The 15932-nt window shown below is 66.7% G+C and carries 16 protein-coding genes; 7 read left to right on the top strand and 9 right to left on the bottom strand.

The window, feature by feature from the left end:
• Window positions 1-269: 269 nt before the first annotated feature.
• From RTI28_RS20460 to RTI28_RS20470, 3 genes are all read right to left on the bottom strand, one after another.
• The gene (locus tag RTI28_RS20460; protein WP_316922106.1) at window positions 270-3518 is read right to left on the bottom strand and encodes an ATP-binding protein; all 3249 of its coding nucleotides are present in this window, start codon (window positions 3516-3518) and stop codon (window positions 270-272) included.
• A 7-nt stretch (window positions 3519-3525) separates the two neighbouring features.
• Window positions 3526-4140, bottom strand: coding sequence for a response regulator transcription factor (locus RTI28_RS20465; RefSeq protein WP_316922107.1), 615 nt, complete (start codon window positions 4138-4140; stop codon window positions 3526-3528).
• 287 nt (window positions 4141-4427) lie between these two features.
• A complete protein-coding gene (locus tag RTI28_RS20470; protein WP_316922108.1) occupies window positions 4428-4997 on the bottom strand; it encodes a DUF4157 domain-containing protein in 570 nt (189 codons plus the stop codon).
• A gap of 150 nt (window positions 4998-5147) precedes the next feature.
• Between RTI28_RS20470 and RTI28_RS20475 the strand changes: the two genes are divergently transcribed.
• On the top strand, window positions 5148-5777 hold the full coding sequence (locus tag RTI28_RS20475; RefSeq protein WP_316922109.1) for a LysE family translocator: 630 nt from the start codon (window positions 5148-5150) through the stop codon (window positions 5775-5777).
• Window positions 5778-5825: 48 nt separating this feature from the next.
• Here the strand turns inward: RTI28_RS20475 and RTI28_RS20480 are convergent, their stop codons facing one another.
• Window positions 5826-6389, bottom strand: a complete 564-nt coding sequence (locus tag RTI28_RS20480; protein WP_316922110.1) for a TetR/AcrR family transcriptional regulator — start codon at window positions 6387-6389, stop codon at window positions 5826-5828.
• 92 nt (window positions 6390-6481) lie between these two features.
• On the opposite strand from RTI28_RS20480, the gene RTI28_RS20485 reads away from it, so the two are divergent.
• Window positions 6482-7213 carry an SDR family oxidoreductase gene (locus RTI28_RS20485; protein ID WP_316922111.1) on the top strand — a complete coding sequence of 244 codons (732 nt, stop codon included), beginning with the start codon at window positions 6482-6484 and terminating at the stop codon, window positions 7211-7213.
• Between the two features lie 31 nt (window positions 7214-7244).
• Window positions 7245-7838 carry a 2-hydroxychromene-2-carboxylate isomerase gene (locus tag RTI28_RS20490; protein ID WP_316922112.1) on the top strand — a complete coding sequence of 198 codons (594 nt, stop codon included), beginning with the start codon at window positions 7245-7247 and terminating at the stop codon, window positions 7836-7838.
• 28 nt (window positions 7839-7866) lie between these two features.
• Here the strand turns inward: RTI28_RS20490 and ampC are convergent, their stop codons facing one another.
• Entirely contained in the window at window positions 7867-9003 is a 1137-nt protein-coding gene (gene ampC / locus RTI28_RS20495) for a class C beta-lactamase (RefSeq protein WP_316922113.1), read from the bottom strand.
• 150 nt (window positions 9004-9153) lie between these two features.
• Between ampC and RTI28_RS20500 the strand changes: the two genes are divergently transcribed.
• The 3 genes from RTI28_RS20500 to RTI28_RS20510 all read left to right on the top strand — a co-directional run bounded on the left by RTI28_RS20500 (window position 9154) and on the right by RTI28_RS20510 (window position 11293).
• The gene (locus RTI28_RS20500; protein ID WP_316922114.1) at window positions 9154-9471 is read left to right on the top strand and encodes a DUF2388 domain-containing protein; all 318 of its coding nucleotides are present in this window, start codon (window positions 9154-9156) and stop codon (window positions 9469-9471) included.
• An 88-nt stretch (window positions 9472-9559) separates the two neighbouring features.
• A complete protein-coding gene (locus tag RTI28_RS20505; RefSeq protein WP_316922115.1) occupies window positions 9560-10006 on the top strand; it encodes an SRPBCC family protein in 447 nt (148 codons plus the stop codon).
• An 84-nt stretch (window positions 10007-10090) separates the two neighbouring features.
• Entirely contained in the window at window positions 10091-11293 is a 1203-nt protein-coding gene (locus RTI28_RS20510; RefSeq protein ID WP_316922116.1) for an MFS transporter, read from the top strand.
• Window positions 11294-11296: 3 nt separating this feature from the next.
• On the opposite strand, the gene RTI28_RS20515 is transcribed toward RTI28_RS20510, so the two are convergent.
• Window positions 11297-11767 carry an FAD/FMN-containing dehydrogenase gene (locus tag RTI28_RS20515; protein WP_316922117.1) on the bottom strand — a complete coding sequence of 157 codons (471 nt, stop codon included), beginning with the start codon at window positions 11765-11767 and terminating at the stop codon, window positions 11297-11299.
• A 68-nt stretch (window positions 11768-11835) separates the two neighbouring features.
• Window positions 11836-12636 (bottom strand): helix-turn-helix transcriptional regulator, encoded by an 801-nt coding sequence (locus tag RTI28_RS20520; protein ID WP_316922118.1) that lies wholly within the window; start codon window positions 12634-12636, stop codon window positions 11836-11838.
• A gap of 83 nt (window positions 12637-12719) precedes the next feature.
• Here RTI28_RS20520 and RTI28_RS20525 point away from each other — a divergent pair, with 83 nt between their 5' ends.
• Window positions 12720-13682 carry a bile acid:sodium symporter family protein gene (locus tag RTI28_RS20525; RefSeq protein ID WP_316922119.1) on the top strand — a complete coding sequence of 321 codons (963 nt, stop codon included), beginning with the start codon at window positions 12720-12722 and terminating at the stop codon, window positions 13680-13682.
• 7 nt (window positions 13683-13689) lie between these two features.
• Here the strand turns inward: RTI28_RS20525 and RTI28_RS20530 are convergent, their stop codons facing one another.
• A complete protein-coding gene (locus tag RTI28_RS20530; RefSeq protein WP_316922120.1) occupies window positions 13690-14049 on the bottom strand; it encodes a DUF2784 domain-containing protein in 360 nt (119 codons plus the stop codon).
• A 9-nt stretch (window positions 14050-14058) separates the two neighbouring features.
• Window positions 14059-15930, bottom strand: coding sequence for a hypothetical protein (locus RTI28_RS20535; RefSeq protein WP_316922121.1), 1872 nt, complete (start codon window positions 15928-15930; stop codon window positions 14059-14061).
• Window positions 15931-15932: the final 2 nt, after the last annotated feature.

Raw genomic sequence — 15932 nt, forward strand, 5'->3', positions numbered from 1 at the left:
CCGCGAAGAACCCGTAGGAGCGCGGCTTGCCCGCGAAAGGACCGCGCTAGCGGTCCCGAACCCAACCGTTGTCGGGGACAGCTAGCGCGGTCCTTTCGCGGGCAAGCCGCGCTCCTACGGTGGTGCAGGCTGAAAGATCGGTTGCAGACAAGGAATTGTTCTTCGACGTATTCTTGCTCATGGTCTCGCCCTCGCTGTCGCTGACATCTATAGGATGCCACCGTGGCGCACAGACGCCTCGGCGGGGGCGAGTCCATCCAATGACAGCGTCAGCGCAGTTCCAGGCGCTTGAGCAATTGCTCCAGACTCTTTTCCAGCCGCGCCTTCAGCACCTGCAATTCCTGATCCCCGACACTCCTCGCACACCCTTGCTCCAGTGCATCGCAGTGCGCCACCAGCCCCCGCGCCTTGAGGATCTTCATCCCCCCGCGAATCCGATGGGTGAGGGCCTTCAGCGCCGGTCGCGGCGACGTCGGCCCCAGGGCGCGCAGGGCGGTGAGGTCTTCTTCGGTACTTTCGGTCAGTTGCGCCAGCAGACGCTCGATCACCTGCGGATCGTCCCGGGTCAGATGGCGCAGTTCGTTGAGGTCGAAGCCGCTGTCATCGCTGCTGGCCACCGCCAGCCCGCCCAGGTGGCTGCGCAGCGCCCCCAGTCCGATCGGCTTGAACAGGCAATCGTCCATTCCCGAGGCCAGGCAGCGCTCGCGCTCTTCGGCCTGGGCATTGGCGGTCAGGCCGAGAATCAGGCAGCGCCGCCGTTCGCCACGTTCTTCGGCGCGCACCGCACGGGTCAGTTCATGGCCGTCCATGCCCGGCATGTTGCAGTCGCTGATCAGCACGTCGAAATCGCCATCGCGCCACAGCTGCAGGGCCGTGGCGCCATCGCCGGCCTGGCTGACGCGGTGCCCGAGGAGGGTCAGTTGCTTGTCCAGCAGCATCAGGTTGGCGGGATAGTCGTCCACCACGAGGATTTTCAGGCTGGTGGCGTTGTCCGGCGTTTCCACTGCACCGGGCGCCGCGACCGGCAGGCTGCCGGCCCAGGGCAGGTGCAGCGACACCGTGGCGCAGGTGCCGTGCCCCGGTTGGCTGCTCAGGTGCAGGGTGCCGCCCATCAGTTCGCACAGGGTTCGGCTGATCACCAGGCCCAGCCCGGTGCCCTGGCGCGGCGCCTGCTGCCCGGCCTGGACGAAGGGGCTGAACAGGCGCGCCTGGTCCGCCGCGCTGATGCCGATGCCGCTGTCTTCCACGCTGAGTTCGATCCGCGCGCCATCCCCCTCGGCTTCCAGGCGCAGGCTGATCCGCAACTCACCCTGCTCGGTGAACTTCAACGCATTGCTCAGCAGGTTTGCCAGCACCTGGCGCAGGCGCAGCGGGTCCACCGCCAGCGGCCGGGTCGGCGCGGGCAGCGCCAGGTGCAGCGCCAGGCCCTTGAGGCGGGCGCTGCTCTCGAACACCTGGGCGGTGCCGCGGATCAGCGCATGCAGGTCGGTCGGCTGCGGGGCCAGGGCCATGTGCCCTGACTCGATCCGGGCGATATCCAGCACATCGCCAATCAACTCCAGCAGGCCACTGGCCGAATCGAACGCCACCTGCAGCGACGGCTGGTCGACCCGGCCCTGCGCGGCGTCCTTCAGGGCCAGCTCCAGCAGGCCGATCACCGCGTTCATCGGCGTGCGGATCTCATGGCTCATGGTGGCGAGAAAGCTGCTCTTGGCGTGGTTGGCGCTGTCGGCCTGTTCCTTGGCCTGGCGCAGTTCGTCGAGCAGGCCCTCGCTGATCTTCAGCTGGCGCTGCAGGGCCTGTTCCGCCGCCTCGCGCTGGCCGATCAGGCGGCGCAGGTAGCGGTTCCACAGCACCACCGCGGCGATCGCCAGGCCGGCGACCAGGAGAATCTGCAGCACCAGCCCGCGGTAGTTGCGCCACGGGTTGTCGCTGATCAGCGCGTTGGTGCGCCAGCGGTTGGCGAGCAGGGTCATTTCGTCCGGCTCGATGCTCAGCAGGGTCTTGTCGAGGATGGCGTGCAGGACGTCGTTGCCGCGGGCGGTGGCGAAGGCCGCGATGGCCGGGCTGTCGTCGAGCAGTGCGGCGATGCGCAGGCGGTCCTTGAACAGCCGGCTGATGAAATAGGCGGCGTTGATCTGCGAACTGATCGCCGCATCGGCGCGGCCCTGGGCGACGTATTCCATGAGGGCCAGCGGGTCGTCCACCTCGACCAGCTCGATGCCGGGATGCTCGCGGCGCAGGGTTGCGCTGAATGGCGTGCCGCGGATCAGCGCCACGCGCTTGCCCTTCAGGGCCTCGGCGGTATCCGGCGCCTGCGGGTGGGTCGAGGTGACCAGCACCCGCGGCGTGGTCAGGTAGGGCCGGGTGAAGTCCAGGGTGCGCGCCCGTTCGCCGCCGTAGGGCAGGGCGCCGATCAGCTCGGCTTCGCCGTTTTCCACCAGGCGGATCATCTGCGCCACGCTGTCGGCTTCGATGATCTGGAAGTGCAGGCCGGTGCGCAGGCTGATCTGCTCCAGCAGGTCGGCGGTGATACCGCGAAACTGCTGCTTGTCGTCGAGGAAGGTCAACGGCGCGAAGTACTTGTTGATCACCACCCGTACCTCGGGATGCTGGCGGATCCAGGCTTGCTCCGTGGCGTTCAGCTCCAGCACGCCGCGGTTGAGCAGCGGGCTGTTCAGGCCACTGCTCCAGCGCCTGGCGACATTGATCCGGTCGCTTTCCGAGAGACTCGCCAGCGCCTGGTCGACGACCCGCAGCAGGGTGCTGTTGTCATGTTCCAGCGCGAAGCTGAAGGAAGAGCGCAGGGCTTTGACGTACCAGGCGATCTGCACGCTGTCGCGGTAGTGATTGCCGATCAGGTAGTCGGAACTGATGGCGTCGCCGATGAAGGCGTCGGCATCGCCCTGGGTCAGGGCGGACAGCGCGGCCATGCTCGAGGCGTAGAGCTGCAGGGTCGCGCGCGGATAGACCTGGCGGATGCGCTCCACCGGCAGGTAGTGGTCGACCATCGCCAGGCGCGCACCGGCCAGGTCGTCGTCCGGGTTGCGTGGCTTGCCCAGCGGCGTGGCGACGATCGCCTGGTCATCGGCGTAGGGCAGGCTCAGCAGCAGTTCGGTATTGGCGCCCTCGTAACCGTTGGCACTGCCCAGCAGGTCGATCTCGCCCCGTTGCAGGGCCTGGATCGCCTGGCCGCGGCTGGGGTAGTGGCGCACTTCCACGGGGGTCTTCAGCTGTTCGCCGATCAACCCGGCGTAGTCGGCGCTCAGGCCTTCGTAGTCGTGCTGGCTGACATTGATGTCGAACGGCGGGTAGTCCGGCGCGGAAGTGCCCAGGCGCAGGACCTTCCTCTGCTCCAGCCAGCGGCGATCGGCGTGGCTCAGGGCTGGCGGCGCGCTGCTGCTCAGGGAGCGCCCGAGCAGCTCGCGGCGGGCAGCTTCCTGCGCCGCGCCAGGGGCGGGCGCGCTCAGCAGAAGCAGGCCGCCGATACCGCAGGCGGCGAACAGACGAAGGTTCATGCCAGCTTCAGATCATGCCATGGCGATTGGCCAGATCGAGCAGTTCCGCCAGCGATTGCACCTGCAGCTTGTCCATGATGCGGGTCTTGTAGGTGCTGATGGTCTTGGAACTGAGGATCATCGCCTCGGCGATCTCGTTGTTGCTCGCGCCCCTGGCCAGTTGGCGCATCACTTCGAATTCGCGGTTGGACAGGCGGTCCAGGCGATCGCTCTCGGAGTGCGAGCGTGACGACAGACGCTGGGCATCCGGCAGGTACGAGTAGCCGCTGAGCACGGCCTTGAGGGCGCCGACGAGGATATGCATGTCTTCGTCCTTGCGCACGAAGGCCGAGGCGCCGGCCTCGATGCAGCGATTGGCGAACAGGCGTGGCGGCAGACCGGTGAAGACCATGATGCGCGGGCTGGGATTCAGCGCGCGCAGGCGTTCGAGGACGCTCAGGCCGTCGAGGCGAGGCAGGCCGAGGTCGAGGATCACCACATCGGGAGGATCGTCCTGGCACATGCTGACCGCGCTCACGCCATCGTGGGCCTCGCCGATCACGTCGTAGCCTGCCTCCAACAGCACCTGGCGGGCGGCAAAACGGATGGTGGGGTGATCGTCGACGATCAGGATCTTGTTCATTGCGTGTGAAACTCCTGCATCAGGAATTGAGGGTTCCCGAGTCACTCAGGAGGGGCGACCGCCGCTCTGGACGGGCCGCTCACGATACGTCGAATCAGGTTCGATGAGTACGAGGAGTATAGAGCTGTGGAACATTTCGGGCTGATTAGATGAAAAGTCCTACAAGACTTGCCTGGGATGGTGCCGCAGGGCGGGCACCCGGAATGCTGGACGCCGAGCGCTTGCCTGACACCTGGGTAGGAAATGAACTGAAGGATGTGTTTAGTCGGGTGTAGGAAAGGCCCGGCTCAATGGCTCGCCAGGGTACCGCCGGGTGCCAGACGCAGGGCTTTGCTCACTTGCGCCTGGATCGCATAGGCGGGTGCTTCCACCGCCTCGTAGTTGCGCGTGTAGCGCGCGGCGAAATCCTCCACGCCCCATTGCTGGTACTGCTGCACATGCTTGAGCTCGTGGGCCCAGAGGGCGACGTTGTCGCGGGCTTCCTCGGCGTTGCGAAAGACGATCACGTCGATGAGGGTTACCGCGGCGACATCGGGGTTCTGCAGGAAGGCGCTGGCGGCATCCAGCTGCTGCGCATTGCCGACCTGATAGCGCGCGGCGTCGAGGACCTGGAAGTCGTACCAGGGCTCCAGTTGCACGCGGATGTCCAGCGGGATCGGCGCGACCCCGGTGCTCACCGCGCTGTCGCGCGACAGCTTGAGCCAATTGGCCAGGCCGGAGGAGGCCATGCGTGCGACATCGTTCAGCAGGCTGAACAGGTCCTGGCCGCCGCTGGGTGGCGGGCTCTCGGCCTGCACCGGCGTGGCGACGAGCAGGGCCAGGCACAGCGAAGCCGTGGAAATAGCGCGGATAACCATGAAACTCCTGCCGATGGGGCGGAAAACCGGGGATGCGCAGTTTGACCGGCATTTCTCGGTTTGGTTGGCGACAACGGACAATTTCTTTCGGGGCTTGAGGCGGATCGGTCGCACAGGCATCCTTCGCCCTTTGATCTGCCTGGAGCCGTCATGGACGCCTCGACTCTTCTGCTCTACATCATCGCCGCCAGCGCGGTGATGATCACCCCCGGCCCGGCCATGCTGCTGGCGTTGAACAACGGTGCCAGCCACGGCATGCGCGTGGCCGGCTTCGGCATGGCCGGGGCGATGCTGTCCGACCTGGTCCTGATCGCTGCCGTAGGCTGTGGCCTGGGGGCGCTGCTGCAGGCGTCGGAGCAGTTGTTCAGCCTGGTGAAATGGATCGGCGCGGCATACCTGCTGTACCTGGCGGTGGTGCTCTGGCGCGCGCCGGTCAAGGCCCTCGGGGTCAGTGGCGCTGGGTCTGCGGTCAGTGCCCGCTCGACCTTCCTGCGCGCCTTGATCGTCGGCCTGTCCAATCCCAAGGGGCTGCTGTTCTTCTCGGCGTTCCTGCCGCAGTTCATCCGCCCCGAACAGCCGGTCCTGCAGCAGTACGTGATCCTCGCGCTGGTGACCGCATCCCTGGATTGCCTGGTGATGATCGTCTATGCCCTTGGTGGCCGGCATGCCGTGCGCGCGTTCTCGGCGCGGGTGATGCAATGGATCAACCGCGGCTGCGCCGGCATGCTCGCGGTGCTGGCGGTGGGCCTGAGCCTGTATCGACGCAACGACCTGCACTGATCGTCGCTCAATGGCGCCGCCAGGCGCCTATTGACGGGCATCAGCCTGTCAGGGCTGTTCCATGGCCTTCTCCAGAAAACCGCGGCTGGCCTGCAGCACCGCCAGCCGGGTGTCTTCCCCCGCCAGCATCCGCGCCACCAGCAGGGCTCCCACGCATTGGCAGAGCATGGCCCAGGCCAGGGCCTCGTCTTCCAGCGTGCTGGCCCAGGCCTGGTGCAGGGTGCTCAGCCAGTGCTCGGCTTCCTCGCGCACGCTGATATCGGCCCGGGCGATCTCCGCGCCCAGGGTCGGGATGGCGCAGCCGCTTTGCGGATTGTGCAGATGGGCCAGGCTCAGGTACTGGTCCAGGCAGTGGCGCAGCTTGTCGCGGGTCAGTTCGCCAGACTGCGTGCGCAGGTGGAGGTAGCTGCCGGACAGTTCCTGGCGCACGATCTCGCTGAACAGATCGTCCTTGGATGGAAAGTGGTTGTAGAAGGCGCCGCCGGTGAGGCCGATGGCCTTCATCAGCCCGGCCACCCCGGTGGCGGAAAAGCCCCCCTGCTTGGCGATGGCGCCGCTGCTCTGCACCAGCTTCTGCCGGGTCTGTTCCTTGTGTTCGGTGGAATAGCGCACCTGCGAATCCTCGATGACCACGCTTGACGAATGGGCGGATCATAGCATAGCGTTCGTTTACTAAACGATCATTCATCAATGAGGCGACACCCATGACCGAGAACAACAAAGTCGTACTGGTGATTGGCGCCGGCGACGCCACGGGAGGCGCGATTGCCAAGCGCTTCGCCCGCGAAGGCTATATCGCCTGCGTGACCCGGCGCAGCGCCGACAAGCTGCAACCGCTGCTCGAGGAAATCCGCGCGCAAGGCGGCCAGGCCCATGGCTTTGCGTCCGATGCACGCAAGGAAGAAGAGGTGACGGCGCTGGTGGAGCAGATCGAGAGCAGCCTCGGGCCGATCGAGGCGATGGTCTTCAATATCGGCGCCAATGTGCCGTGCAGCATTCTCGAGGAGACCCCGCGCAAGTACTTCAAGATCTGGGAAATGGCCTGCTTCGCCGGCTTCCTCACCGCGCAGGCGGTCGCGCGGCGCATGGTCGTGCGCGAGCGCGGCACTATCCTCTTCACCGGCGCCACCGCGGGCTTGCGGGGCGCCGCCGGTTTCGCCGCCTTCGCCGGGGCCAAGCACGGGATTCGCGCACTGGCCCAGAGCATGGCGCGGGAGCTGGGCCCGCGGAACATCCATGTCGCCCATGTGGTGGTGGACGGTGCCATCGACACCGCCTTCATCCGCGACAGTTTCCCCGAGCGCTACGCGCTGAAGGAACAGGACGGCATCCTCGATCCCGCGCATATCGCCGACAACTACTGGCACCTGCATGCCCAGCCCCGGGATGCCTGGACCTTCGAACTCGACCTGCGTCCGTGGATGGAACGCTGGTAAATCGCCCACCTGTACAAAAGGACCTGATGAGATGAGCAAGACCGTTGAATTCTTTTTCGATCTGGGCAGCCCGGCCAGCTACCTGGCGTGGACCCAGTTGCCAGCCCTGTGCGCCGAGCACGGTGCGCGCCTGGTGCTGCGGCCGATGCTGCTGGGCGGGGTGTTCCAGGCCACCGGCAACAGTTCGCCGGTGATGATTCCGGCCAAGGCGCGTTACTTCTTCGGCGACCTGCATCGGCATGCCGAGCGTTATGGCGTGGCGCTGAAGTTCAGCGAGCATTTCCCGATCAACACCCTGGCCCTGATGCGCGCCGCGACCGCGGTGCAACTGCGCGAGCCCGAGCGCTTCGAGGCGTGGCTGGCGGCGATGTACCAGGCGCTGTGGGGGGAAGGGCGCAACCTGGGGGATCCCCAGGTGGTGGCCGAGGTGCTGGACAAGGCAGGCTTCGATGCCGGCGGGTTCGAAGCCCAGGTGAGCGATCCCGAGGTCAAGGCGGCGCTGAAGGCGGTGACCGAGGAAGCGGTGGCGCGCGGGGTGTTCGGTGCGCCGACATGCTTTGTCGGGGATGAGATGTTCTTTGGCCAGGATCGCCTGGGGTTCATTGCCGAGGCGCTGGGGCGCTGAGCAGGGGGCAGCGTACCCTCCATGGCGTTCACCTCGCCTGATCCAGCAACTCGAACAACCGCCACGCCAGCTTCACCCGCTCGCCATTTGGATAATTCCGGTTGGCCAGCAACACCACCCCGCGCTGCAACTGCGGCACGAACGCCACATAGGCGCCAAAACCGTTGGTGGCCCCGGTCTTGTTCACCCAGACTTTCGACTGCGGCGCCAGCGGCGGCCGCAACGCGGTCACCGGGGTGCCCTCCAGGGCGTAGCGGTTGTCGTTGCCATCGATCAGGGTCTGCAGGGCCAGCGGGTAATCGTACTGCTCCCAGACCAGGTCCTGGGTCATCTCGCCGCGCTGGTAGTGGCCGCGGCGGGTGTCGTCCAGCGCCTGCTGCAGGGGCGCCGGCAAATCCAGCCGGCCCAGGTTGGCCTCGACGAAACGCAGCATGTCGCGGCTGCTGCTCTTCACCCCGTAGGCCTCGTCGGCCAGTACCCCGGGATTGACCCGTACCGGCTTGCCATCCTTGTCGTAACCCCAGGCATACAGCGCCTGCTGCTGCGCCGGTACCTGCACGAAGGTGTGCTGCAGCCCCAGCGCCGGCAGCAGTTGCTCCTGCAGGGCGCTGGCGAAGGGCACCTGCAACTGCTTGGCGGTGATCACGCCGAGCATGCCGATGCTCGGATTGGCATAGGCACGCCAGGTATCGGGACTGTGTTGCGGCTGCCACTGCCTGAGCCAGGCCAGCAACTGCGCGTTGTCATGGATCGCGTCGGGCAGTTGCAGGGGCATGCCGCCGTTGGTGTGGGTCGCCAGGTTGAGCAGGGTCAGCTTGCCGAACGGCGTGCCGGCCAGTTCCGGCAGGTAGTCGGCGGTCTGCGCCTGCAGCGCCAGCTTGCCGTCGAGCGCGGCCCTGGCGGCCAGGCTGGCGCTGAAGGTCTTGCTGATCGAGCCCAGTTCGAACAGGGTGTCGCGGCTCACGGCCCGGCCGCTGGCCTGGTCGGCGACGCCGAATTCGTAGAAGTACTGCTTGCCGTTGTCGCTGATGGCGATCGCCAGGCCGGGGATGCCGTTGTCACGCATGACCTGCTGCGCGACGTCGCGGACCTGTTCTTCGAGGTCGGGGCTGGCCCAGGCGAGCAGGGGGCTGGCGCAGAGCAGGAGAAGGGCGGGAAAACGCATGGAGAACATCCGGGATGGAAAAACCTGCACCCTAGCAGAACAACCCGGCGCTGGCTCTACAGGCTGCAAGGGAACTCCGACCCGGCCAAACGGATCCTAGGTTGAGTAGTACCTGACTTTTTTATCTCGGGCTGACCGGAGGATTCCGTCATGCGGCGTACATTGCTTGTTTCTTCATTATTGCTGTGCCTGCCTTTCGGCTCGGCGCTGGCCCGGGTCGACGCTGGCGATGTCGCCACTTCGGCGGGGGTTTCCGCTTCGCTGTATTCGACCTTCAAGGATGACAAGCGCCTGATCCCGGCCCGTGACGAGGCCTCCAGCTTCGTCGCCAGCGGCGGCGCGATCCGCGGTGCCTACCTCGAAGCGGTACTGCAGAAGGTACGTGCCGAGCACCCGGGCCTGCAGGCCAGCGATGAAGAACTGGCGCGGGCGATCCTGGTCAGCGATCACTTCGGCGACGAACGCTAACCGCGTCACGCTACAGGCGGACGCGCTGGACGTGAGTGCCGGGCTGGTCTTGACTGCACATGCCTGAGTAATTCACAAGGATAATCCCATGACCAGCAATACCGTCCGCCTGCACCGTGTCTTCAAGGCACCCGTGGAGCGGGTCTACCGTGCTTTTCTCGATGCCGACGCCATGGCCAAATGGCTGCCACCCCATGGCTTCACCTGTCACGTCGATCATCTCGACGCCCGGGTTGGCGGAACCTACAAGATGTCGTTCTGCAACTTCTCCGCCGGCCAGCGCCATGCCTTCGGCGGCGAGTACAAGGAACTCCTGCTGAACGAGCTGATTCGCTACACCGATCGTTTCGACGACCCCAACCTGCCGGGCGAAATCACCGCCACCATCACCTTCAAGAGCGTGTCGTGCGGCACCGAAGTGCATATCGTCCAGGAGGGCCTGCCGGAGGTGATCCCGCTGGAGGGCTGCTATCTGGGCTGGCAGGACTCGTTGAACCAGCTGGCCAATCTGGTAGAGCCCGAAATTCCGGGTTGATGCACCGTCAAGAGAAAAGGTGGTCGCTTTAACTTTTTGTTACTGTTTTAATGATTGGATCCAATTTCTACCGGCGTTCCGATCATGCACGATGCCAACCCGGCTGCCGTTTCCCCTCCGTCCACCGCTGCGTCCCCGCGCCGCCGTGCCTTGCTGGCGGCGTGCGGCGCACATGCCGTCAACGACGGCCTCACCGATCTTATCTACGTGCTGCTGCCGATCTGGCAGGCCCAGTTCGGCCTGAGCTATGCGCAGATCGGCCTGATGCGCGGCGCCTACTCGGCGACCATGGCCGGTTTCCAGTTGCTCGCCAGCCGCGCCGCACGTCGCTACGGCCGGGAAACCCTGCTGATTGGTGGCACCGCGCTGGTGGGCGTGGCCTATCTGCTGGCCGGGCAGGCTGCCGGCCTGATCGCCCTGATGGCGGCGTTGATTCTCGGCGGTCTGGGCGCCAGCACCCAGCATCCACTGGCCTCGTCGCTGGTCAGCGATACCCACGAGCCGGGCCGCGAGGTCAAGCAGGCGCTGTCGCAGTACAACTTCGCCGGCGATATCGGCAAGACCCTGATCCCGGCGCTGGTGGGGCTGTCGCTGACGGTGATGAGCTGGCGCCTGAGTGTCAGCCTGGCCGGTGTGCTCGGCCTGCTGGCGGCGCTGGCGATGTACCTGTTGATTCCGCGCAACGTCGAGCGCCACGCGGTGGCCGCAGGCAAGGCGGGGGCCGGCGAGGGCAGCGGCTCGGCCAGTGGCCTGCGCGCGCTGCTGGCCACCGGTTTTCTCGATAGCGCGGTGCGCATGGGTTTCCTCACCTTCCTGCCGTTTTTGCTCAGCGACAAGGGCGCCGGCACCGCCGGTATCGGCCTGGCCCTGACCCTGCTGTTCATCGGTGGCGCCTTCGGCAAGCTGATCTGTGGCTACCTCGGCGCGCGCATCGGCCTGCTGAAGACGGTCTGGCTCAGTGAATCATTGACCGCGGCGGCGATCGTCGCCGCGGTGTTCCTGCCGCTGACCGCGCTGATGATCCTGCTGCCGCTGCTGGGCCTGGTACTCAATGGCACGTCGTCGGTGCTGTATGGCGTGGTACCGGAACTGGCGGCCGCGGGCCGTCGCGAACAGGCGTTCGCCCTGTTCTATACCGGCACCATCGGCGGCGGCGCACTGGCGCCCATCGTCTTCGGCCGCCTGGGCGATGTCAGCGGGGTGCCGCTGGCATTGATGGCGCTGGCGGCGACCCTGCTGTTGACCCTGCCGCTGACCTGGTACGTCGATCGCGGCCTGGAGAGTTGAAGCTCAGTCCTGCGGCAGCTCGGCGAGGGCCTTGCGCAGGGTTTCGGCATCGCTGAACGAGCGCTTGGCCAGCAGCGTGCCGTTGTCCAGTTGCAGCCATTGCACCTGGCCCGGCGCCACGGCATAGCCAGGCACCACCTGGCCTTCGCGGTCGAGGATCACGCGGTAGCTGTAGTCGCGCATCTTGGGAATGGCGAACAGCTTGCTGATCAGCGCCGGCATGCCCTGGATATCGGCGACGAAGGCGGCATGCCGGGCTTCCAGCCAGCCCTTGGGCTGTTCGGCCAGCGCGGCCTTGACCAGCTTCGCCCCGTCCATGTCACCGGCGGCCAGCAGCACCCGGGTGCTGGCATCGAGGGTGAAGGTGTGGTCGTGCTGGTCAGCGAGGGTGAAGGGCGTCAGGCGCTCGCCGACTTCGGCGGCGTTGGCCATGAAGGGCAGCAGGCCCAGCAGCAGTACGCAGGCAGCTTTCACAGGGTCGAATCCTTGCAGTGTGGGAAGAGGGGATGCAGCAGTCGCGCAGCATAGCAAGCCCCTGCGCTTCAGGCATGCGACAGGCTGCCGCCCCGGCCCAGTTCTCCCGGTGACAGGCCGAACAGGCGGCGAAACGCGGCGCTGAACGCCGACAGCGAGTCATAGCCGCAGGCCAGGGCGACATCGGTGACCCGCTCGCCGCGCTCCAGCGCCGGCAGCGCGCTGGCCAGGCGCATGCGCTGGCGCCAGGTGCGGTAGGTCATGCCGGTTTCCTTGAGGAACAAGCGGCTCAGGGTCTTTTCGCTGACCCCGGCCTTGCGGCTGGCATCGCCCAGGCCGAGCGGCTCGTGGGGGCGCGCCTGGGCCTTGCGGCACAACGCGCGCAGGCGCGCATCGCGGGGCTGGGGCAGGACCAGGTCGAGCTCGTCGGCCAGGCGCAGGCGATCCACCAGCACCTCGACCAGACGTCCGTCGGCGCTGTCACGGTCGTACTCCACCGGCAGCTCGCCGAAGGCGCGAATCAGCTCGCGCAACAGCGGGTCGACCGCGATCACCCGCAGATCCGCCGCGGGCCACAGTTGCAGCGCGGGGTCGACGTAGAGGCTGCGGATGCAGGCGCCGGGGGTGCAGTGCACCCGGTGCATCAGGTGTGGCGCGATCCATACCGCGCGGTGTGGCGGCAGCACCAGGCGGGCGTTGTCGGTGTGCACCTGCAGCACCCCGTGCAGGGCGTGGGACAGCTGCCCCCAGGGATGGCGATGGCGGTACTCCAGGGCGATGTTCGGCAGGCTCGCGCGCTGACCGTAGAGCGGGCGCGGCAGGCTGGGCAGGTCGTCCAGGTGGAGCGGGTTGTGTCCATTCGACGACATTGCTGGCGTTCTCGCGTTAGTCGGAAAGGCCGCGACACCTTATCGTCTCCGTCGTCCCCAGCACAACCCGACGGAAACCGGCGATGAAACACCTGCGCGCACTGTTCGACACTTTCACCCTGGCCCTGCTTGCGGTCATCGCCGTCGCCACCTGGCTGCCTGCTTCCGGGGTCGGCGCGGCGTTCTTCAGCGGCCTGACCCACCTGGCCATCGCCCTGCTGTTCTTCCTGCATGGCGCCAAGCTGTCCCGCGAAGCGGTGATCGCCGGTGCTGGGCACTGGCGTCTGCACCTGCTGGTGTTTGCCTGCACCTTCGTGCTCTTTCCTGTGCTGGGCCTGCTGCTCAAGCCGCTGATCCTGCCGCTGGTGGGCGATGCCCTGTACCTGGGCGTGCTCTACCTGTGCGCCTTGCCGGCCACGGTGCAATCGGCGATCGCCTTTACCTCGCTGGCCCGCGGCAACGTCCCGGCGGCGATCTGCAGCGCGGCGGCGTCGAGCCTGCTGGGGATCGTGCTGACGCCATTGCTGGTGATGCTGCTGATGGGCGTGGAGGGTGGCAGCGGTTCGCAGCGGGATGCGCTGCTGGCGATCGTCCTGCAACTGCTGGTGCCCTTCGTCGCCGGGCAACTGGCGCGGCGCTGGATCGGCGCCTGGGTCGCGCGCAACGCCGGCTGGCTGAAGTCGGTGGACCAGGGCTCGATCCTGCTGGTGGTGTACACGGCGTTCAGCGATGCGGTGCTCAGTGGCCTGTGGCATGCGGTGCCGCCATCGCGCTTGCTGGGCCTGACGCTGGTGTGCTGCGGCCTGCTCGCGCTGGTGCTGTGTTTGACCCGCAGCCTGGGGCGCTGGCTGGGCTTCAGTGTCGAGGACCGCATCACGCTGCTGTTCGCCGCGTCGAAGAAGAGCATGGCCACCGGGGTGCCGATGGCGCAGTTGCTGTTTGCCGGAAGCACGCTGGGGGTGCTGATCCTGCCGTTGATGCTGTTTCACCAGATTCAGCTGATGGTCTGCGCGGTACTCGCGCAGCGCTACGCCCGTCGGGAGTGAGCGGGCTTCAGCGGCGCCGCCGGTACAGCCAGGTGTACAGGCCCAGGTTCACCAGCAGCACGGTGATGCCCAGCGCCACCTGGATCCCCGGGGTGAGCCCCGCCGGGTAGATCACCGGCAACAGGTAATGCTCGATGAAGCCCTGGGCATACCCCTGTTCCCCGGCGGCCTGGCGCATGCGGTTTTCCCAGTCGGTCAACGGGCAGGGCCAGTGCATCACCTCCACCAGGAAGCCCCAGCCCGCCGCCGGCAGGTGCAGCCAGCACAGGCGTGGCCATTTGATGAGCAACACAGCGCCGCCGACGGCGAACAGGATGAACAGCAGGTGCAGCAGGACCAGGCCGTCGGCGGCGATGCGGTAGAGCATGACGACTCCTTACAGGGCTACGAGGGTCTCTTGCTCGCTGGGCTCAGGCAGCGGTTGATCACCGAAGATCTGGCGTACCCGCTCGGCAATCCAGCGGGTATTGTGCGGCAGTTTGCGGCCACGCACGTAGGGCGCCCGCGGAAACGGCGAGGCCTTGGCCGTGGCGCGGGTATTGTCAGGCATGCCTGGCTCCGACGGCCCCGACGGCGCACTGTCGGCGTCGGCATCGGCAGGGGGCTCCTGCGCATCGATGTCGTACATCCACTGCAGACGGCGAATCTGCCAGGCGGTGTCGGTCAGCGGGCGCTGGATGTAGTACTTGATGCGGCCGTACTGGTCGAAGATCAGCGTGCCGGCGCCAAACACGGTCACTTCGTCGACCGGCTTCAGCCACCCCGGACGCGCCTGGCGGAACACCGAGCGGAACTCGGAACCGAACAGCCTGAGCTCGCTGACGAATTCGCAGACCGTCTCGCGCAGGATGAAGCCATCCGGGCCGAAGCGCAGGCTCGGGCGCACCGAGAGCACCTGGGTATGCGCGCGTTCGTCGATCTTCAGTACGGCGCGGTTTTCCCAGAGAAAACGGAAGACTTCCTCGGTGTCGTGCAGCATCGAATCGAAATGACAGTGCTGGTAGCGCACCTTGTCGTTGTCGTCGAAGGTCAGCCAGCAACCGTCCTTGTCGGTACGCTCGACGGGGACCTCGATGCCATACGCGGCGAAGCTGTCGCGGATGATCCGCCGGTAGCTGTAGCGCGAGTCGTCGGGCGCCACCTCGGCGTCGACGGTGAGCAGCGCCGCGAGGTAGTCGCCGAACTCCAGGTCCAGCGGCGGCGAATAGTCGAGTGCGCGGATGGCGATGGTCAGCAACTGGTCGGCGGCCTTGACCCCTTCGTCGATCACCGCGTCGAGGCTGTAGAGGTCGCTGCCGAAGCGGCCGAGGGTGCTGCAGCGCGCCACCCACAGGTCGAGCATGGCGCGCAGCATGGCCGCGGCGAAGATCTCGCCGCGCCGGTGCGGATCGGCGTACTCGGCGCTGTCCAGCAAGCTGCCGGACGGGGCGATCCGCACCGAGCGCCGCAGCGGATTGCCGCGCACGCCGCTGATGACCCCGCCGAACTGCTCGCCGAGGCCGAACAGCAGGGTCTCGGCCAGGGCGTCGTGGCTCAGCGCGGCGCCGTCGATCAGGCGGATGCCGTCGTCGTCATGGACGGCCGGGCAACGCTGCCGGGTCAGGGCGAACGCGATGACCTCGCGCAGGGAGAACACCGAGAGCAGCGCCACGACATCGGCGAAGCCTTCGTGGAACGCCGCCTGGTCCGGGCCGGAGGCCTGCACCAGGCCGCCGCGCAGGCCATCGAGGATGGCGTGGGTGGCTTCGTGCACGACGATGTCGTGGGACAGGCAGGTGAACACCCACGCTTCGCCGTCGTGGAAGTAACCGAACATCAGCGCGCGGTCTTCCCGGGAATAGAAGGCGTTGGCCCCGGCGAAGGCGTGCGGGACGATGTACAGCTGATGACCGTCGAAGCCCCAGGGCACCCGCCGGCCCAGGGCCAGTTCGAAGCGCGCCAGGGTGCGCATGACCACCGCGTAGGCGTGCTGGCAGTGGAAGTTAGGCTCGCGCAGCAGGCAGCCATGGCCTGCGGTGAAGGGGTCGACGGCCCTGTCGCCGCTCTCTTGCTGGTAGGAGTGAGGGAGGTACAGGCGATCGGTCGAGGCGTCGAAGTCGACCACCTTGAGCCGGTAGCCGCTCGGCCCGTCGCCCAGCCGCTCTAGGGGCACGCTGACCCTGGCGAACAGGGGCTGGCCCGGGGTGCCTTCGATCGCCGGGTCCTGGGCGATGATGGTGAAGGTCTGGGTATTCGCTTTCACTGCCATGT

The sequence above is a fragment of the Pseudomonas sp. zfem002 genome, assembly GCF_032621685.1.
GTDB lineage: Bacteria > Pseudomonadota > Gammaproteobacteria > Pseudomonadales > Pseudomonadaceae > Aquipseudomonas > Aquipseudomonas japonica.